Origin of the sequence: Pseudoalteromonas sp. SR45-6 (genome assembly GCF_014163545.1) — a bacterium.
GTDB classification, from domain to species: Bacteria; Pseudomonadota; Gammaproteobacteria; order Enterobacterales; family Alteromonadaceae; genus Pseudoalteromonas; species Pseudoalteromonas rhizosphaerae.
The window spans coordinates 1-19969 of sequence record NZ_JACJDM010000058.1 but is presented as its reverse complement, the minus strand read 5'-3'; the positions used below and the strand labels follow the sequence as shown (position 1 = coordinate 19969).

General features: G+C 41.9%; 21 protein-coding genes, 1 tRNA gene and 1 riboswitch. Of the genes, 15 read left to right on the top strand and 7 right to left on the bottom strand.

The annotated features are described in order from the left end of the window. Positions 1-60 precede the first annotated feature (60 nt). A complete protein-coding gene (locus H5158_RS18975; RefSeq protein WP_149983258.1) occupies positions 61-741 on the top strand; it encodes a Fe2+-dependent dioxygenase in 681 nt (226 codons plus the stop codon). 134 nt (positions 742-875) lie between these two features. On the opposite strand, the gene H5158_RS18970 is transcribed toward H5158_RS18975, so the two are convergent. Next, positions 876-1613, bottom strand: a complete 738-nt coding sequence (locus tag H5158_RS18970; RefSeq protein ID WP_310736249.1) for a DUF417 family protein — start codon at positions 1611-1613, stop codon at positions 876-878. Between the two features lie 204 nt (positions 1614-1817). Next, positions 1818-2831, bottom strand: coding sequence for a UDP-glucose 4-epimerase GalE (galE, locus tag H5158_RS18965; protein ID WP_149983256.1), 1014 nt, complete (start codon positions 2829-2831; stop codon positions 1818-1820). A gap of 248 nt (positions 2832-3079) precedes the next feature. Between galE and H5158_RS18960 the strand changes: the two genes are divergently transcribed. Further along, positions 3080-3577, top strand: coding sequence for a DUF3016 domain-containing protein (locus H5158_RS18960; RefSeq protein ID WP_182718355.1), 498 nt, complete (start codon positions 3080-3082; stop codon positions 3575-3577). 45 nt (positions 3578-3622) lie between these two features. On the opposite strand, the gene H5158_RS18955 is transcribed toward H5158_RS18960, so the two are convergent. Beyond that, complete coding sequence (locus H5158_RS18955) at positions 3623-3913, bottom strand: prephenate dehydrogenase (RefSeq protein WP_145234613.1); 291 nt, start codon at positions 3911-3913, stop codon at positions 3623-3625. 71 nt (positions 3914-3984) lie between these two features. On the opposite strand from H5158_RS18955, the gene H5158_RS18950 reads away from it, so the two are divergent. After that, positions 3985-4194 carry a hypothetical protein gene (locus H5158_RS18950; RefSeq protein ID WP_145234615.1) on the top strand — a complete coding sequence of 70 codons (210 nt, stop codon included), beginning with the start codon at positions 3985-3987 and terminating at the stop codon, positions 4192-4194. Positions 4195-4203: 9 nt separating this feature from the next. On the opposite strand, the gene epmB is transcribed toward H5158_RS18950, so the two are convergent. Next, a complete protein-coding gene (gene epmB / locus H5158_RS18945; RefSeq protein ID WP_182740644.1) occupies positions 4204-5217 on the bottom strand; it encodes an EF-P beta-lysylation protein EpmB in 1014 nt (337 codons plus the stop codon). A gap of 40 nt (positions 5218-5257) precedes the next feature. On the opposite strand from epmB, the gene efp reads away from it, so the two are divergent. Beyond that, complete coding sequence (efp, locus tag H5158_RS18940) at positions 5258-5824, top strand: elongation factor P (protein ID WP_145234620.1); 567 nt, start codon at positions 5258-5260, stop codon at positions 5822-5824. Positions 5825-5879: 55 nt separating this feature from the next. Further along, complete coding sequence (epmA, locus tag H5158_RS18935) at positions 5880-6854, top strand: elongation factor P--(R)-beta-lysine ligase (RefSeq protein ID WP_145234622.1); 975 nt, start codon at positions 5880-5882, stop codon at positions 6852-6854. 78 nt (positions 6855-6932) lie between these two features. Here epmA and H5158_RS18930 read toward each other — a convergent pair whose 3' ends face one another. Further along, complete coding sequence (locus H5158_RS18930) at positions 6933-9026, bottom strand: TonB-dependent receptor (RefSeq protein ID WP_182718364.1); 2094 nt, start codon at positions 9024-9026, stop codon at positions 6933-6935. A gap of 120 nt (positions 9027-9146) precedes the next feature. On the opposite strand from H5158_RS18930, the gene H5158_RS18925 reads away from it, so the two are divergent. The 8 genes from H5158_RS18925 to H5158_RS18890 all read left to right on the top strand — a co-directional run bounded on the left by H5158_RS18925 (position 9147) and on the right by H5158_RS18890 (position 16795). Next, positions 9147-9542 (top strand): thioesterase family protein, encoded by a 396-nt coding sequence (locus H5158_RS18925; RefSeq protein ID WP_182740643.1) that lies wholly within the window; start codon positions 9147-9149, stop codon positions 9540-9542. A 124-nt stretch (positions 9543-9666) separates the two neighbouring features. After that, the gene (locus tag H5158_RS18920; protein WP_281290953.1) at positions 9667-10068 is read left to right on the top strand and encodes an META domain-containing protein; all 402 of its coding nucleotides are present in this window, start codon (positions 9667-9669) and stop codon (positions 10066-10068) included. A gap of 55 nt (positions 10069-10123) precedes the next feature. Continuing rightward, a riboswitch (TPP riboswitch) is annotated at positions 10124-10235 on the top strand. Between the two features lie 168 nt (positions 10236-10403). Next, entirely contained in the window at positions 10404-12356 is a 1953-nt protein-coding gene (gene thiC / locus H5158_RS18915) for a phosphomethylpyrimidine synthase ThiC (RefSeq protein WP_220491364.1), read from the top strand. An 85-nt stretch (positions 12357-12441) separates the two neighbouring features. Then, positions 12442-13443, top strand: coding sequence for an FAD-dependent oxidoreductase (locus H5158_RS18910; protein WP_182740642.1), 1002 nt, complete (start codon positions 12442-12444; stop codon positions 13441-13443). A gap of 20 nt (positions 13444-13463) precedes the next feature. Next, positions 13464-13661, top strand: a complete 198-nt coding sequence (gene thiS / locus H5158_RS18905; RefSeq protein ID WP_145234634.1) for a sulfur carrier protein ThiS — start codon at positions 13464-13466, stop codon at positions 13659-13661. Between the two features lies 1 nt (position 13662). Further along, positions 13663-14460, top strand: a complete 798-nt coding sequence (locus H5158_RS18900) for a thiazole synthase (RefSeq protein WP_149983249.1) — start codon at positions 13663-13665, stop codon at positions 14458-14460. Positions 14461-14493: 33 nt separating this feature from the next. After that, entirely contained in the window at positions 14494-16029 is a 1536-nt protein-coding gene (gene thiE / locus H5158_RS18895) for a thiamine phosphate synthase (RefSeq protein ID WP_182740641.1), read from the top strand. Further along, positions 16022-16795 (top strand): HesA/MoeB/ThiF family protein, encoded by a 774-nt coding sequence (locus H5158_RS18890; RefSeq protein ID WP_182740640.1) that lies wholly within the window; start codon positions 16022-16024, stop codon positions 16793-16795. Before thiE ends, H5158_RS18890 begins: the two co-directional genes overlap by 8 nt. A 100-nt stretch (positions 16796-16895) precedes the next feature. Here the strand turns inward: H5158_RS18890 and asd are convergent, their stop codons facing one another. Beyond that, the gene (gene asd / locus H5158_RS18885) at positions 16896-17762 is read right to left on the bottom strand and encodes an archaetidylserine decarboxylase (RefSeq protein WP_182740639.1); all 867 of its coding nucleotides are present in this window, start codon (positions 17760-17762) and stop codon (positions 16896-16898) included. Positions 17763-17780: 18 nt separating this feature from the next. Beyond that, positions 17781-18839, bottom strand: coding sequence for a small ribosomal subunit biogenesis GTPase RsgA (gene rsgA / locus H5158_RS18880; RefSeq protein ID WP_145234644.1), 1059 nt, complete (start codon positions 18837-18839; stop codon positions 17781-17783). 121 nt (positions 18840-18960) lie between these two features. Here rsgA and orn point away from each other — a divergent pair, with 121 nt between their 5' ends. Together orn and H5158_RS18870 are read left to right on the top strand one after the other, a co-directional pair. Beyond that, positions 18961-19506, top strand: a complete 546-nt coding sequence (orn, locus tag H5158_RS18875; RefSeq protein ID WP_145234646.1) for an oligoribonuclease — start codon at positions 18961-18963, stop codon at positions 19504-19506. 325 nt (positions 19507-19831) lie between these two features. After that, positions 19832-19907 (top strand) — tRNA-Gly (locus tag H5158_RS18870). Positions 19908-19969 lie beyond the last annotated feature (62 nt).

The window sequence follows — 19969 nt, the reverse complement described above, 5'->3', positions numbered from 1 at the left end:
TAAAGCTTATTAAACAGGTTAATGCTTATTAGCCTGTTTTTTTAAGATTTGGGAACTTCCATGCTATTAAAAATACCAGACTTGCTTAGTGCTGATGAAGTCGCTTATTGCCGTAATGTTTTATTGGCCGCGCAATGGACTGATGGCAGTGTTACCGCAGGTTATCAATCAACGAAGACCAAAAATAACTTACAATTACCTGAGCAAAGCGCTGCAGCCAAAGAGCTCGGTGATATAGTTATGGGGGCTCTGGCTCGCAGTGATCTATTTATGTCAGGGGCGTTGCCTGCAAAAATTTTTCCACCTTTATTTAACTGTTACCAAGGTGGCCAATCGTTTGGTATTCATGTTGATAATGCGATTCGACAAGTACCTGGCACACCAGTGAAAATTCGTACGGATTTATCAATGACGTTATTTTTGAGCGAACCAGAAGACTATGATGGTGGCGAACTCGTTATTGAAGATACTTATGGCTCTCACACAGTAAAACTCCCTGCAGGTAGCATGGTGTTGTATCCATCAACCAGTTTACATAAAGTCACTCCCGTAACTCGGGGGCGACGTTTAGCTTCATTTTTTTGGTTGCAGAGCATGGTTAATAGCGATGAAAAGCGTGGTTTGCTATTTGAGTTGGATATGTCGATTCAAAGCTTGCGCGAAAAAGTCAGCGATAGCCCTGAGATTGTTAGGTTAACTGGCGTGTATCATAATTTATTAAGGCAATGGGCACAGACGTAAAAAGGTTGTAGTGATGTGTATTTAAACTCAAAATATAAAAGTATATATTTATAAGGCGCTACCACGATTGGTTAAGTGATAGCGCTTTTTAGATCTTACAATGCACATTATTAAATATGTTATTGAAATAGTAGTTAATTAAGACTCTTTTTTGCAAAGCTAACAATTACCAGTAAATTTGCGATAAACCATAAGTCTTTAATAACAAAAAGGCCTAATCTTGCAAGTAGTGTTGAGCTGTCAAAAGCTCCTTCAGCTGAGAATAAAAATGTCTGCGTCATTAAAAATACGGCACTGCAGCCAAGAGCCGCAACATAAATGGCTAATGGATGCTTTTTAATGATAGCCAGAGCGAGTGCTAAAGCAAAAAAGATGTCGTACGCACCAATTAGATTAGACGCTGTTTGCACTGAAAATAAGGTATATAACCAAGACATAAAAATAGAGGTTGATACCAGTGATATAATTCCATTTGCTTCAAACTCGTAAAATTTCATACCACCAATCCAAATAAGCACTAATGCAACAGGAAAGAAGTTCAAAATTGCCATGCCTTGAGCTGACAAGCGCTGCGGTTTATAAAGGTAAATAGCGAGAGAAACAAGTGCGGTGTACTTAATTATACCTTGCCCAGAGCCTATAATTGGGAAGCCACCTAAGTCAGTCATCCAGCGGCTTTCACTTAATAAGGTAACAAGCGGTATAACGGCAACAGTGATCAGGCTAACAAAAGCAGGGGTCTGAAAACGTGATTGTTTTAAACTTAAAATAATAAATAAAGCGGTTACTAAAAAAGCCACTCCTGCGAGTATTGATTGCCCAGTTTTAGGGATTACATTGGCTAATTGATAAAAATTGAAAATAGCATGCACATTATTTACCCCTGCTCCTAATAAGAGACTAAGACCCAATAGCGATAAGCTAATAATTAGCAGTGAATGAATACTGAAACGAGTATAGGTTGGTTGCATTTTTTATAGGTGATTAAATATAGATACTGTAAAAGAGTGGTAAACGAGACTTTTTATTTCAAAAAATATAAAAAAACCAGCTTATTGAAGCTGGTTTAAGTTTAGCTATTTATACCCATTTGGGTTATTACTTTGCCAACGCCACGTATCTTGCATCATCACATCGATACCACGCTCTGCTTGCCAATCAAGTTCACTAAGGGCTTTTTCAGGCGCAGCATAACAAGCTGCAATATCACCTGGGCGACGAGGTGATACCTGATACGGAATATCTTTACCACAGGCTTTGCTAAATGCGTTGAGCATTTGTAGCACCGAATAACCATTACCGGTGCCAAGATTGTAAACATGGGCACCGGTATCTTGGTTTATTTTATTAAGTGCCTTTAAATGACCAAGCGCTAAGTCAACAACATGGATGTAATCACGCACACCAGTACCATCAACCGTATCATAGTCATCGCCGAAGATACCCAGCTGCTTTAATTTACCCACTGCCACTTGCGCGATGTAAGGTAATAAGTTGTTTGGAATACCATTGGGATCTTCACCAATTAGGCCTGACTCGTGCGCACCTACGGGATTAAAGTAACGCAAAATTGCAAATGCAAAGCGCTCATCTGATTTAGCGATGTCTTGTAACATCATTTCAACCATCAGTTTTGATGTGCCGTACGGATTAGTAGTGCCACCTACCGGGAAATCTTCTTGAATTGGCAGGCTTGCTGGATCACCATATACTGTTGCCGATGAGCTAAATACGAGTTTAAACACACCTGCATCGCGCATAGCATCAACGAGAGTCAGCGTACCTTGCACGTTATTTTGGTAATACTCAATGGGTTTCACCATTGATTCACCGACAGCCTTTAAACCGGCAAAATGAATAACACTCTCAATTGTATGTTTTGCAAACACGCTGGCCAAAAATGTTTTATCAAGGATGTCACCTTGATAAAAGTGCACAGTTTTACCAGTGATTTTTTTTACACGCTCAAGTGATTCCACACTCGAGTTGCTTAAATTATCAATGATAACAACATCATTATCTTGTTGTAATAATTCAACAACAGTGTGTGAGCCTATGTATCCCGCGCCACCTGTTACTAAAATTGTCATGAAATCTCCATATATAAGGTGAAGGTGTATAGTTGTAATTTCATCATAAATAGCACTTCAATACATGCTTTATCTGATCTTTTTGTTGCTCCATGATGTTACGGTATCAATTAATCATAGTTAACTGGTGTCTGGTTACATGTTTTACGTAAATGATAACAATGATGGTGAATAGTATTAAGCTATAGTTAAGTTGTTAATGCTATTATTTCAACTACATTAGCCCACGGGCATTTTGGAGATAGACAATGAATACATTTAAAAAAGTAGCGATGGCTATGTTAGTTATGCTGCCGGTATTTGCTCAAGCAGGAGAAGCTGTCGTTAAATGGCAAGACTTCAATGACTACCGTGATGTACGTCCTTCAAATGAACCTAAAGGCTCATACCATAAACATGTAGCGAGCAGTTTCGAAAAGCACTTTAATAAACTGGCAGAAAAGTTGCCCGAAGGATATAAGTTTAATGTTGAAGTGACTGAGCTGGATTTAGCCGGTGATGTACGCTTTGGCGGTATGAATGATTTACGTATTGTAAAACCAATTTATTTTCCACGCATTGAGTTTCAATATTCGGTTACTGATAAAGACGGTAACGTGATTTGTCAAAGCGATAAAGTCGAATTAAAAGATATGGGCTTTATGGATAAAATTAAAATGGGCCGTGATGAACAGTTTTACTATGAAAAACGTTTGATCACTGATTGGTTTGATAAAGAATTACTGCCAGTTGTCACCCCAAGCTAAATTAACAGTAAAAAGCGCTACAGTTTAATGTTAGCGCTTTTTTAGTTACTTGAACGTTGCGAGTAATTGCAGTAACTGTTGTAATTTAATAACAGTGGTTTTTAGCTTCTCTTCACTAAAACCTTCTGAACTTAAGCTTTCTACATCTGCAGCTACATCTAACACATAAGGTTTGAAGCGCTTTGCTTCAAAGGTAAAACCAGCATCGGCAGGAAATAACGCTGTAAATTTACCTAAGCCTTGTTGTTGCAACTCATCTAATTTTTTATCTGCGTCAAGTGACTGACGATAAACAATTTTTAAGTTGGCATTGAGTTGTTCAATAATTGAATCCATTTTTTTCCTAAAGCTTTAGACCGCAATGCCGATATAATACGGGTAATAAACTAAAAAGTCAGGTATGAGCTATGAATATATCAGGTGGAAATCTACCGGCCATGAGTGGCGCGGGTCAAAGTGGCGAAGTATACAGCGCAGCATTGGCAAAAAAACAGCAAAAAGCGGATGGTGCAGCAGCACTGGCACTCATTGAAGGTGCCGCTAGTTCGAGCGCTGCACAAACGCCAGCAAAATCAGTTACAGCTTCGCTTGGCAATAACGTTAACGTATACGTTTAAGCCTTGTATTTATAAAAGCTTGAGGTCAATCGGCGTTTTACTTTTTTGACCGCCGATTTCGCGCATCAGCTTTGGTACTAAAAATCCTGGCAATGCGATAAGCATTTCGGCCATGATTTTGCGTGCCTGTGATTCGTTGATATCAAAATGACTCGCTCCTTCAACTTTATCAAGTAAATATAAATAATAAGGCAGTACGTCGGCATCAAATAACGCTTCGCTTAATGCGACTTGCGCTTCGCTGGTATCATTTACATCTTTTAATAGCACCGCTTGATTGAGCAATGTGACACCTACCTTTTTGAGTTTTTGCATTGCCACTTTAAAATCATCATCAATCTCGTTGCCATGGTTAATGTGATTAATAAACACAATTTTAAGTGGAGACTTTGCAAAACGTTCGCACAGTTGGTCAGTAACGCGAGATGGGATCACCACCGGTAGGCGGCTATGAATTCGCATTCGTTTAATTTGTGGTAATTGTTCAAGCTCATCCATAAACCAACTAATAGCATCGTCCTTGGCCATTAACGGATCACCACCACTTAAAATCACCTCGTTAATATTAGCATCCGATTTTATGTAATCGAGCGCTGCAATTAAGCTGCGTTTATTTAGCTGATTTTCTTGGTATGGAAAATGGCGACGAAAGCAATAACGGCAATTAACGGCGCAACCAGTTTTAAACATCACTAAAACTCGGGATTTATATTTGTGTAATAATCCTGGTTGAGCGTTGTTTTGCTCTTTTAATGGATCTTTATCAAAACCTGTTTTAGCGATAAACTCTTGGTGGCGCGGCATGACTTGCAGCAATAATGGGTCATTAATATCGCCATAACGCATTTTTTTGATAAAAGGCACAGGCACACGTACCGGAAAAAGAGCTCGTGCTTTGAGGTCTTTTTCGTCGGCCATGCTTGATAAACCTAGCATTTCTAGCAAGGTGCTTGGGCAAGTAACAACATTAGCTAATTCTTTTTGCCAGTTTATATGCAAATTTGCTTCATTTCTTTGTATCATTGGTAGGTAGATTACTCGAAATTATTAGATAGAGGAAACGATGGCGAATTATAGCACCAACGAGTTCAAGGGCGGCCTAAAAATTATGATGGACGGCGAGCCTTGCAGTATTTTAGAAAATGAAATGGTAAAACCTGGTAAAGGCCAAGCGTTTAACCGTGTTCGTATTCGTAAACTTATCTCTGGCAAAGTACTTGAAAAAACTTTTAAATCAGGTGAGTCAGTAGAGGGTGCTGATGTAATGGATACCGATCTTGCGTATCTTTACACTGATGGTGAATTTTGGCATTTCATGAATAACGAAACATTTGAACAAATCGCAGCTGATGAAAAAGCGCTTGGCGATGCTGGTAAATGGTTAGTTGAAAATGATGTATGTACTATTACTTTGTGGAACGGCAATCCAATAGCTGTTGCACCACCTAACTTTGTAGAGCTTGAGATCACTGAAACAGATCCTGGTCTTAAAGGCGACACAGCAGGTACTGGCGGTAAGCCAGCAACGCTAAGTACTGGTGCTGTTGTGCGTGTACCATTATTCGTACAAATCGGTGAAGTAATTAAAGTCGACACCCGTAACGGCGAATATGTAAGCCGTGTTAAGTAACTTTAATATAGCTTAATAAATCCCAGCTTAAGCTGGGATTTTTTTTGGAGAAAATATGTCAGCAGATCTTTGGCAACCAAGCGCACAAGTAAATACCTTGGCACAACGAGCCGCAATTTTACGCACTATTCGGGAATTCTTTTACCAACGCCACGTTATGGAAGTTGATACGCCTAGTTTAAGTGCAGCGAGTGTTACTGATGTTCATTTAGCGAGTTTTAAAACGCAGTTTATTGGCCCCGGTTTCGCGAAAGGCTTACCGCTTTACTTACAAACATCACCAGAATTTGCCATGAAGCGATTATTGGCAGCCGGCAGTGGTGCTATTTACCAAATTTGTAAGGCATTTCGTAACGAAGAGGCGGGCAGCCATCATAATCCTGAGTTTACTATGTTGGAATGGTATCGCCCTGGGTTTGATGAGTTTGCGCTGATGGATGAAATTGATGAATTAATGCAGCTTATCTTAAATGTTCCACCTGCAGAGCGTTTAACCTATCAAGATGCTTTTACCAAAGCATTAGGACTTGATCCGCTCAGTGCCACTATTGAACAGTTACAAACACTTGCCTGTGAACAGGGGTTTGCTGATATCGCTAAGCATGAAACTCACCGTGATACGTTACTACAATTATTATTTTGTATGAAAGTTGAGCCAACAATTGGCCAACAAAAACCTTGTTTTATTTATCATTTTCCTGCATCGCAAGCCGCACTGGCGAGTATTTGTGAGCATGATATTAGAGTCGCTGGGCGGTTTGAGCTTTATTATCAGAACATGGAGCTGGCGAATGGTTTTAATGAGCTCACCAATGCACAGGAGCAAGCTAAACGTTTTACTGAAGATAATGCATACCGCAAAGCGAATAACTTAACACAAGTGCCTATGGACACCCGTTTAATCGCCGCTCTTGAGCATGGTTTACCACAATGCGCAGGAGTAGCATTAGGGGTTGATAGGTTAGTGATGTTAGCAACGCAAAAAAACACCATAAAAGAAGTCATCGCGTTTGATGTAGGTAGGGCTTAAAAGGCTCAAGATTCAAGGTTAAGAAAAGGTAAAAGTAATCTAGCTTTTACCTTTTAACTTATCCCTTGAAACTCGTTTTTATAACTCGTAGATAAATGTGACGCCGGCAACCATTGGTTCGCCAAGCTGAGTGTATGTGTGAGTTGCATACCCTTCGCGTGGGTCGTTACCAAATTCAAAACCACGTGTAGGTACTTCTTCATCAAACACGTTACGTGCCCAAGCGCGAATTGACCATTGCTCAGCCTCGTAACCAGCAGTTAAATTAACTAAATTAATGTTCGGTGCCTGCGAGTTGTGGCTATCTGAGAAGTAATAATTATCTTTACCTTCAATGCCTATTGTAGCAAATAACTCATCAGTAAAGTTATAGCGAGCCGTGAATGCATACTGGTATTTAGGCGCTTGTGATTGCTCGCGACCATCTTGATCTAGACCAGATTGAGCGACAAAGTCATTGATTTTAGTATGTAAATAACCAGCGCTACCGGTGAAAAATAAGTCATCAGTTAATTGGTAACTGCCTTCAATTTCAAGGCCGTAATTCTCTCCTGAGCTGGCGTTATCAATATAACCAGTAAACTTTTGGTCTTCCACTTTCCAGGCTTTTAACTGCATATCTTCGCGATACATATAAAAGGCCGCTAAGCGCAGAATAAATTTCTCATCTAAAGAGCTACCTTTAACGCCAAATTCACCACTCCATAGGTACTCTGGTGCGAAACTAGTGTGGTTTTTAAAGAAATCAGCATCAAGATTTAAACCGTCATCTTTCGCTTTGGCGAGTGCTTCTGAGTTAATCCCTCCTGCTTTGTAACCACGAGTTAGGCTGGTATAAATCATGGTACGGTCAATGACTTGATACTCAAGGGCAAGTTTACCACCGACCATCACATCATCAGTACTTTCAATAAAACCATTATTATCGGTGTAATCACCTTGGTATTGCTCAACGCGTAAGCCTGTTATTAAGGTGGTTTTATTACCAATCGGCGTTGCTAGTTGGCCGTAAATTGCGGTATTACTAGTTTCATAAGTTGAAGCGAATGGAGCTGCAAGCCAAGTGTATTGGCGTTCTAAATCAACATTACGGGCTTGATAATAAAGTCCCGTAACCCAGTTACCACCTTTGCCATTAAATTGCAGTTCAGCAGCCTGGTCTTGACGATCTCGAAAGTAGCTATCGGTTGAGCTATAACCATCGGGGTGCAGTCCTGCACCGCATAACTGCGGCTTATTAATATCGTTACATACCCAGTCTTCATCAAAGCTATAAACTAAATCACTATCAATACCTGATAAGTTTAAACTGACATCAAACCAATCAAAGCCAGTGTAGATGTTGGCAAGACCTATCGCGATACTTTCTTGGTTATCTTGGCCTGGGTTATCGGCTACACTATTACGGCTATTATCAAGCGTAAATGCATCATAGCCGTTATTGATATCAATATAATGAACGCTTAATTCTGTGCGAAGGTGATCTGTAAGTTGGCTGTGTAGTTTAAAACGACTAACCAGTTCATCTTGCTGTTGTGTTGACTCGTTTAAATATAGGTTATCAACATAACCATCAGACTCACGTTGATAAATACTAGCGCGCACTGCGGTGCTGTCTGTAATACCAATACCTGCGGCAACACCGGCTTCATAACTGTTGTAGTTACCTGCGCCTAGCTGCACTTTGACGCTTGGATCAAAAGTTGGATCGGCTGATTCCATTTGGATCATACCAGCCATACCATCAGCACCAAAGCGAGTACCTTGCGGACCGCGATAAATCTCAACTTGGTTAACATCAAACAGTAATGAACTACCACCTAACCCTGAATAATTAATGCCATCAATCACTAAGCCAACAGAAGGGTTAATAGGGTCAACAAATTGTGAGCGTAAACCAACCCCACGAATTTGGATGTAACGGCCACGAGAAGCACCAGCGGTAAAATTTACGTTGGCAGCACTGGCAAGCATTTCGTCTAGAAAACTAGCGCCTCGGTCATTAATTTCGCGTTCGCTAAATAAACTGGCACTGGCACTAAGGGTTTGAATGCTTTCTTTTTGAAAGTCTCCGGTGACGAGTATTTTTTCAAGATCAGTATCTTCAGCAAAAGCTGGGGCGCTTATCAAAGGTAAAAGCGCGGCAGTAATTAAAGACAGGCGTAGTTTCATTCTATTACTTAACTCCATTTTAAGGACTTGCATGATAGCAACTATTCTCATTAAAGTCGTGATACCAGTTATATTTATGTGCTATAAACGCGCACAGTATACATAATAAGGAATACAAATATGACCTTTAAAGTTGACTTTAAAGTACGCGACTACGAATGCGATTTACAAGGCATTGTAAATAATAGTGTGTATTTTAATTACCTAGAGCATGCGCGCCATGAGTTTTTGCATGCGAATGGGGTTGATTTTGCTCAGCTTACTCGCGATAAAATTAATTTAGTCGTAATGCGTAGCGAGATGGATTACAAGCAATCACTAATGCCCGGCGATGAGTTTTATGTTGCTGTAGAGCCTGAGCGTATTAGTCGCTTAAAGTTTGGCTTTCGACAAACCGTGGTACGAAAGCATGATGAAAAAGTGATGTTAAAGGCACTGGTGATTGGCACCGCGGTGAATGAGCGAGGTCGGCCATTTTTGCCCGAGCAAGTTGATCTACTATTTAAGTCTGAGTAATTTTCCGGTGCCACCTTTTTTACTATCTTAGAACATTTTTTTACATTAAAAACATGCATTATTAACGGTATAAACTGTTATTTATTGTTATCATGTTGCAATTGAGTTTTAGGTTAGTAATTACATGAAATTAGCAGCAATCCCGATGCTTATAATCGGTTTATGTATTGGCTGCTCATCGACAGGGACAGTCACCAGTGAGCAATTAAAATACACTAAGTGGCAACTATCACGGGTTGATGGTTTAGCAATCCCTGCATCATATTCAGCATCATTAAGTTTTATTGAAGCCCTGCAAGTCAATGGCTTTGCTGGTTGTAATAAATTTTTTGGTGAAGGTCAACTTGATGATAATCATTTAACGGTGAATAAATTAGGTATGACCCGTAAATCATGCGGAGATAAATTGGACGAGTTTGAACAGCAGTTTTTAAATGCGTTAAAGCAAGGTGTGCCACTGCAAATTCAAGATCAACAATTGGTTTTAAATGGCGAGCAAACATTTGCGTTTATTCCCGCAAGTTGATCTCTTGCAGGCTCGCAATATCTAACGTACACTCGTTAGCGAACAATATATAGAATTTTACTTGTCGGAGTGCCTTGAGTTTTTAACTTAAAGGCTGAGATCGCGAAAGCGGGATCCGTGAACCTGATCAGGCTAACACCTGCGTAGGGAACAAGCTGCCTAAAACGGGTGCTTGTGCGCCAGTTTTGGGCATAAGCACTGTGGCTGCCAAGGTTGGTAGTGCTTTTTTGTAACACCAATCTACGATCCATGTAGCATTTGCTACTCTCTATTGCGTTGCTTTTTATCGCACAGCAGTATCTGACAAGACAACCCTTTTAGCAATGAGGTAAGTCATGTCAAACACATCAAATAAACCGTCTCGCCGCGAAACTCGTGCGGCTGCATCAGATTATATTTATAACCTTACTGGGCAACCATTTCCAAGCTCACACAAAGTTTATGTACAAGGTACGCAAGATAATGTGCGTGTTGGTATGCGTGAAATTACTTTGAGTGATACCTTTATCGGTGGCACCGATGAAAACCCAGTGTACGAATCAAATGCACCACTGCGTGTTTATGATACGTCAGGCCCATACACAGATCCTGATTTTACTCTAGATGTTCGTAAAGGGCTGGATAAGTACCGCGAACAGTGGATTGAAAGCCGTGGCGATACTGAAATTTTAGGCTCAGTCAGCTCGCAGTTTTCTCAGCAACGCATGGCAGATGAAGGCCTTGATCATATTCGTTTTGAGCATCTCCCAAAAATTCGCCGCGCTAAAGCCGGTAAAAATGTCACGCAAATGCATTATGCTCGCCAAGGTATTATCACACCGGAAATGGAATATGTCGCAATTCGTGAAAACATGGGCCGTGCGCAACTTCAAAAAGAGTTATTAGCACAGCAGCACCAAGGCGAGTCGTTTGGTGCGAGTATCCCTGAGTTTATCACTCCTGAATTTGTGCGTGATGAAATTGCCCGTGGTCGTGCGATTTTACCTAACAACATTAATCACCCAGAAACCGAGCCGATGATTGTAGGGCGCAATTTTTTAGTGAAAGTGAACGCTAATATTGGCAACTCATCAGTTAGCTCATCTATTGAAGAAGAAGTTGAAAAAATGGTCTGGTCAACCCGCTGGGGCGCTGACACAGTTATGGATTTATCAACGGGTCGTTATATTCATGAAACTCGTGAATGGGTAGTACGTAACTCACCAGTGCCAATTGGTACAGTGCCTATTTATCAAGCGCTTGAAAAAGTAAATGGGGTTGCCGAAGATCTAACGTGGGAAATTTTCCGCGATACTCTAATTGAACAAGCCGAGCAGGGGGTGGATTACTTTACTATTCACGCTGGGGTGTTATTACGCTACGTTCCAATGACGGCAAAACGTGTCACTGGGATTGTGTCGCGCGGCGGTTCAATTATGGCGAAATGGTGTTTAGCGCATCATAAAGAAAACTTCCTTTATACTCATTTTGAAGATATTTGTGAGATTTTGAAACAGTACGATGTATGTTTCTCATTAGGAGATGGCCTGCGTCCTGGTTCAATTGCAGATGCCAACGATGACGCGCAATTTAGTGAACTGCGTACGTTAGGTGAGCTGACCAAAATCGCGTGGAAACACGATGTACAAGTGTTTATTGAAGGCCCAGGGCATGTGCCAATGCATATGATCAAAGCCAATATGCAAGAGCAGCTTAAGCATTGCGACGAAGCACCTTTTTACACCCTTGGCCCGCTGACAACTGACATCGCCCCAGGCTATGACCATATCACCTCTGGTATTGGGGCTGCGCAAATTGCATGGTATGGCTGTGCAATGCTGTGTTATGTCACACCAAAAGAGCATTTAGGCTTACCAAATAAAGAAGACGTAAAAGAAGGGCTGATCACCTATAAAATTGCCGCTCATGCCGCCGATTTAGCCAAAGGTCATCCCGGAGCGCAAGAGCGTGATAATGCGTTATCAAAAGCGCGTTTTGAGTTCCGCTGGCATGACCAATTTAATATTGGTTTAGACCCTGTTCGTGCTCGTGAATACCATGACGAAACACTGCCACAAGAATCTGGCAAAGTAGCGCATTTTTGCTCTATGTGTGGGCCAAAATTCTGCTCAATGAAAATCACCCAAGAAGTAAGAGAATACGCTAAAGATCTAGAAGCCAGAGGCATAGATCCTAACAACGTAGGTGATGCTATTGAGATCAAAATGGTCGATGTTGAAGCCGAGATGCAAGCTAAATCAGCCGAATTTAAACAAAGCGGCTCAGAGATTTATCATAAAGCGGTTTAAAAACTAGTTAGCGAGTTAGAGAGTTGGCGAGTGAAAAGCTCGCTAACTTTACTCTTGTAGCTAGAAAACTGAATTAAGGATTCTCATGTCTTACAATATTGCGGTGGTGGGGTTTGGTTTAACGGGCCGTTTAACGGCGCTTGAGTTGAGTTTACAGCATCGGGTAACTGTTTATGAAGCGGGTGACGAACAAGCGCTTGATAGTGCAGGAAGAGTGGCAGCGGCGATGCTTGCACCACTGGCTGAATCTGTATTCTGCGAGCAAGACTTGGCCTTGATGGGGCTGGATTCAATAAAGCGTTGGCCGAGAATTTTAGCGCAACTTGATGAAGCGGTGTTTTTCCAACAGCAAGGCACACTTGTGGTTGCACACCAGCAAGATAAAGGTGACTTACAAAGTTTTATACTGCGTTTAAAGCCTTTAGCTGAACATCAAGGACATCAGTTAACAGGGGCACATATTGCTGAATTAGAGCCAGAGCTTACAGGGCGTTTTAACCAAGGTGTGTATTTACCTTGCGAAGGGCAAATTGATAATCAGGCTTTTTATCAAGCTAGTTTTAACACTCTAAGGCAGCGTAATGTGAGCTTTAAGTTTGCACAACAGGTTGATGTAACATCGCTAAATCTACAGCAATCGTTTGATTATATTATTGATTGCCGTGGCCTTGGCGCTAAAAGCGCAGCGTGTAAGCTACGCGGAGTGCGTGGTGAAGTAGTGCGTTTGTACGCCCCTGAGGTTAATTTAACGCGGCCAGTGCGGTTAATGCACCCGCGTTATCCTATTTATATTGCTCCGAAGCCAAATCATCAATACGTAATTGGCGCGACAGAAATTGAATCACAAGATAAGGGGGCTGCCACTGTGCGTTCGACTCTTGAGCTGTTGTCAGCAGCGTACACAGTACACAGTGGTTTTGCTGAGGCGCGAGTGTTGAATATTCAAACCGGCCTGCGTCCTGCATTTAGTGATAATCGCCCGCAGGTTTCCCAGCAGCAAAATGTGATCAGCATTAATGGCTTATATCGTCATGGTTATTTACTCGCACCGAGTTTAGTGGCCGATGCCATTGCACGGATAAAATAAGGCTTATTATGAAAGTAAGTATGAAAATAACAATTAATGGTCAACATTTTGAGTTAGCAGATAACGCCAATATAGCCCAAGGTTTGACGCAGTTTGCAGCAAAAGAGCCTTTTGCAGTGGCGCTTAATGGTCAATTTATACCGCGTAGTCAATGTGATACTACCTTACTTAACGAAGGCGATAGCATTGAATTACTGTCACCGATCCAAGGTGGCTAATATGAGTAGCGTAATATCAGATAGTTTCAGTATTTATGGTGAGCAGATCACTAGTCGGTTATTAATTGGCTCAGCACTTTATCCATCACCTGCGGTTATGGCCGATTCGATTGTTGCCTCTGGCGCGCAGATTGTTACTGTGTCATTACGACGTCAACAAAGTGCCGCCGCAGGAGATGACTTTTGGCAATTGATCAAAGATACGGGCTTAAAAATTCTACCCAATACTGCAGGCTGTCACAGTGTCAATGAAGCAATTACACTGGCACAAATGTGCCGTGAAGTGTTTGCTACCGATTGGATAAAACTTGAGTTGATTGGTGATGATTATAACCTGCAACCAGATCCATTTGCATTACTGGAAGCGACACAGATTTTATTAGCCGAAGGCTTTAAAGTATTACCTTATTGTACTGACGACTTAGTGTTATGTCAGCGTTTAGCTGATGCAGGGTGTGAAGTACTGATGCCGTGGGGAGCGCCTATTGGCACAGGTAAGGGCTTGTTAAATAAATATAACTTAAAAACTATTCGGGAGCGCTTACCCGATACCACATTGATTGTTGATGCTGGCCTTGGCTTACCATCACACGCCTGCCAAGCGCTTGAATTAGGTTATGATGCGGTGTTATTGAATTCGGCTATTGCAGGGGCGGGCTGCCCTGTTACCATGAGTCATGCATTTAAAGCAGCCGTTGATGCGGGTCGTTTTGCTTACCGAGCAAAGGCGATGCCAGAAAAAGACGTCGCTGCGCCATCTACGCCCACTATGGGTATGCCATTTTGGCATCAACAGTAATAAATGAAGTAAAAAATTAGGAAATACGTAACTATGAATCATGTTGTTTGGACAATTGCTGGCTCTGACTCTGGTGGTGGTGCAGGTATTCAGGCGGATATTAAAGCGATGCAAAGTTTTGGCGTCCATGGTTGTACAGCGATCACCGCATTGACTGCGCAAAACAGCCTAGGCGTTGAAGCACTTAACCCGATTTCAACCGATGTTATTGAGTCGCAATTACTCGCCCTTGAAAGCGACATGAAAGCCCGTGTTATTAAAATTGGTATGCTTGCCAATGTGCAGCAAATTCAATTGATCAGTGAGCATCTAAAACATTATAAAGCCACTTGGCCGGTTGCGCCTTTGGTTGTATATGATCCGGTGGCCATTGCTAGCAGTGGTGACTTACTGACAGAAGAAGATACCGTTAGCGCAATTAAAGAATGCTTATTGCCGCTGGTGGATGTGATCACCCCCAATACCCATGAAACGCAGTTGCTCACTGGGATATATTTAATTGGTCCCAGTGCTGTGATCGAGGCTGCGCAAAAGCTGCAAAGCTGGGGCGCAAAAGCGGTGCTGATCAAAGGTGGCCATTGGGATTATCCAAGCGGATATTGCATTGATTACTGCAGTGATGCCAGCTCTTATGGCAGTAATGAATATTGGCTTGGTAACGAAAAAATTCAAACGCCGCACAGCCATGGTACCGGTTGTAGTTTGGCGTCAGTGATTGCAGCGTGTTTAGCGAAAGGTTACCCGCTTAAAGATGCCTTTATTTTAGCCAAAGCCTATATAAATCAAGGCTTAAAAGCTGCGGTTCGTTATGGTGAAGGAATTGGCCCTGTGGCACAAACGAGCTTTCCCGATAATCTTGATGATTACCCACAAGTCATTGAAGCGGGCAGTTGGCTGGGTGATGAGCTGGATTTTGAACAACTAAACGAATTTACTATGGCGGCAGGTTTTACTGAGTGTGAAAACAAACAGCTTGGTTTATATGCGGTGGTTGATAGTCTCGATTGGTTAGAAAAGTGCTTAGCGCAAGGCGTTAAAACTGTACAACTGAGAATGAAAAACGCCAGCGAAGAAGAGCTTGAACACGCTATTGCTGCGGCGGTCACACTTGGTAAAAAGTACGATGGCAATGTGTATATCAACGATCATTGGCAGCTGGCAATCAAACATGGCGCTTATGGTGTGCATTTAGGTCAAGAAGATTTACTTGAGGCTAATCTGGTGGCCATTAAAGAGTCGGGCATGCGTTTGGGGATTTCGACCCATGGTTTTTATGAAATGCTGCGCGCTCATAATTACCGCCCGAGTTATATGGCGTTTGGCGCTATTTACCCAACCACGACCAAAGATATGACAGGGCAAATTCAAGGGCTTGAAAAGTTAAAGCGTTTTGTGCCGTTAATGAGTGATTACCCAACGGTAGCTATTGGTGGCATTGATTTATCACGAGCGGGCGAGGTTGCTGCAACCGGTGTTGGCAGTGTAGCTGTTGTTAGGGCTATTAGTGAAGCAAGTGACTATCAACAGGCGATTGCCGATTTACAAATGGCTATTAATAGCAATGAGTGAGGCAATAAAAGGATCTTTATCTGACAAAGAGCAGTTACGTTACAGTCGGCATTTAATGCTTAAAGAAGTCGGCTTTGAAGGGCAGTTAAAGCTCAAAGCCGCTCACGTTGTGGTAATTGGAGCGGGGGGGTTAGGCAGCCCCGCATTACTGTATTTAGCTGCGACTGGCATTGGCGAATTAAGCTTGTTAGATGATGATAAGGTTGAGCTTTCAAATTTACAGCGCCAAGTGCTCTATAAAGTAAATCATTTAGGGCAAGATAAGGTCAGCGCTGCGGGCAAAGTATTAAGCAGCTTAAATAATCAAATCACGATCAACACAGTAAGTGCAAAACTAACCACTGAAAATGCTGAACAAGTTTTTACTGGCGCAACCTTAGTACTTGATTGCAGCGATAACTTCAGCACTCGCTATGTAGTAAACCAGCAATGCTTGGCACTGGGTATTCCACTGGTGTCGGGGGCGGCAATAGCGAGTGAAGGGCAGCTGATGTGTTTTGATTTTCGCCAGCCACAGAGCCCTTGTTACGGGTGTATATTTGGAGCACAACCGCAACAGCAAGCGCTTAATTGCAGCAACGCGGGCGTGCTAAGTCCGCTGTTAGGTGTTATTGGCTCGATGCAAGCACTGTTGGCAGTTAATATCTTGCTGGGCCATCATCAAGGCAGTCAGTTTATTCGTTTTGATGGGCTAAGTTTAGCGCAGCAGCAGTTTAAATTAACTAAAGCGCCCGAGTGTACTGAGTGTGCAGGGGAAAGAGCTTAAATAAAAAACGCGGCATGACTGCATTAGTCGGTCCGCGTTTTTAATTAAAATGAGTTATAACTTAATTATTAATTAGGTATTAATCATCAATCATCAATCATCAATCATCAATTTTAGCAAACGGTGTGCCCATGCGAGTCACTGTGCCTGGTTTTTGATCATCAAAGATATCTGCTTTATTAGCACCCCAGGCTAAAATAACCGTGGAGCCTAATTTAAAGCGACCCATCTCTTCACCCTTTTTCAAGGTAATTGCATTTTCACCTGAGGTTTTGTAGTTCCAGCTAAATACATCTTTACCTGCTGGTGGTGTAACTGTACCTGCCCAAATAGTTTCGATACTGGCAACAATTGTTGCACCCACTAATACCATGGCAAGCGGGCCAATTTCAGTCTCAAAAATGGCTACTACGCGTTCGTTACGAGCGAATAGGTTAGGTACATTTTGCGCGGTAAGTGGGTTTACTGAAAATAAATCACCGGGGACGTAAATCATTTTACTCAAGGTGCCATCAATCGGCATATGAATACGATGATAATCTTTTGGCGCTAAGTAAATCGTTGCAAAGTCGCCGCCTAAAAAAAGCGCTGTATCTTGCTCTGAGCCGCCAAGTAAAGCTTGTAAGCTATAGTCATGTCCTTTGGCTTGAATAAGCTGGCCTTCAACAATTGGGCCTAGTTGACTGATGGCACCATCTACAGGATGAGTAATGATGTCATCTTCAGTGGTTAATGGCCGAACGCCTTCTTTTAAAGGACGAGTAAAAAACTCATTAAACGTTTTATAGTGAGCTGGGTCGCTATATTGCGCTTCATTCATATCAATTTTATATTGTTTAATAAACAATTTAATTAAAGTAGTTGTTAGTGCGCCTGCTTTAGCTGCAGCTAACTTGCCTACCATACGGGATACAAAATGTTTTGGCATTGCGTACTGCATTGCGATTTTGAATTTGTCTAAACTCACAAGTTTTTTCCTAAAAAATTATACGCGTGGAGCACGAGCACCCGCTCGGCCATCGGCCATTGTTTCTAAAATTCTATGGTAGCTATCAAAACGTAGCTGTGAAATATCACCATCATCGATTGCTTGGCGAATTATACAGCCCGGATCATTTAAATGCTTACAGTCTCTAAAGCGGCAACCGCCAATAAACTTGCGAAACTCTTTAAAGCACCAAGTAACGCGCTCTACATCTAAATGCCACAAGCCAAATTCACGAATACCAGGGGAATCAATTAAGTTACCGCCTGAAGGTAAGTGATGAAGTCGTGACACGGTTGTTGTGTGTTGGCCAAGGCCACTATTTTCAGAGACCTCTTTGGTCAGTATTTCAGCATCAGGTAAAACAGTGTTAACTAAAGTTGATTTACCCACACCACTTTGACCAACAAAAATACTATTTTTATCAATTAAGGTTTCTTTGAGTGCATCAATACCGTAACCGGTTTTATTACTGACTAGTAATACTTGATAATCAAGTGACCTATAAATATCCAGAATTTTATTGATGTTAGCAAGCCCAGGCTCATCAATTAAATCTATTTTATTGAGCACTAAAATAGGCTCAATGCCCATATCTTCGCAAGCAATTAAATAGCGGTCGATAATACTGGGGGTAAACTCTGGTAGTACCGCAGAGACCATCAAAATCTGGTCAATGTTGGCGGCTATGACTTTTACACCGTCGTAAAAATCAGGGCGAGTAAGTTGCGAGCGCCGTTCATGCATCGCTTCTATAACGCCAGCTAAATCACCTTCGCTGACTTTTGCGCGGCGAAATTGCACTTCGTCTCCGCAAACAATACCTTTAACGGTACGGCGAATATTGCAGCGCAAAACATCTCCGTTATCAGTTTCAATATCGGCATGTTGACCAAACCGACTGATCACCACGGCATTTTCAGGCGCACCTAAATTGTCAGTTTGCCATTGCTCAACCTTGTTAGTGGTTGGCGCAGAATCTGCATTAGACAAGCGTTTTTGGTGATTGGCCTTAATCCTACGGGATTGACCTTTACTTAATTTCTTCTGTTTTGCCACTTTTGGCCCATAACTTAGTTAAATGTCGTGCTTTTTGAAAAAAAAGCTTTAGGTCGACTGATGATACTAATATGATATATCTAAATGCGTTAGATCTAAAGGAAAGCACCGCAAGGTAATTATGTCTTTTCATAAATCAAATCTGATTTGGCTCGACCTCGAAATGACAGGTCTTGAACCAAGTACAGACAAAATACTCGAAATAGCCACGGTTGTCACCGACAGTGCGTTAAACATCTTGGCTGAAGGGCCAACTATTGCTATTCATCAAAGTGATGAATTGCTTGATGGTATGGATGAATGGTGTACTAAGCAACATGGTCAGTCAGGGTTAACTGCACGCTGTAAAGCGAGCACATTCACAGAGCAAGATGCTGTTGAACAAACTTTGGCATTTTTAAAGCAGTGGGTTCCTGCAGGCGCTTCGCCTATGTGTGGTAATTCAATAGGCCAAGATAGACGCTTTATGAATAAATATATGCGTGAACTGGAAGATTACTTCCACTATCGTAATTTAGACGTAAGCACTATCAAAGAACTAGCACGACGCTGGAAACCAGAAGTTTTAGCACAAGTGCACAAAAAAGGTTCACACCTTGCTCTTGATGATATCAAAGATTCCATCATGGAATTAAAAGTCTACCAAGAAAAATTCTTTAATTTGTAAAAAACACTTGCAAACACATCGGATTATTGTAGAATCCTGCCCCGCTTAAGACGATAACCCCCGCGGGGTTAGTGTGCTTGAGCAATTTGAATGCGGCACTAGCTCAGTTGCCAGAACGTTTACCGCGACCTGTCGCGGACCAACGGAAAAATTACTGACTATTTTGAATGCGGCACTAGCTCAGTTGCCAGAACGTTTACCGCGACTTGTCGCGCACCAACGGACAAATTACTGACAATTTTGAAATGCGGCACTAGCTCAGTTGCCAGAACGTTTACCGCGACTTGTCGCGCACCAACGGACAAATTACTGACAATTTTGAAATGCGGCACTAGCTCAGTTGGTAGAGCGCGACCTTGCCAAGGTCGAGGTCACGAGTTCGAGCCTCGTGTGCCGCTCCAATTTCTCACCAAAGAAATTGCAGCAAGTTTCAAATTAAAAGCTATAAACTTTTTTAGAACCT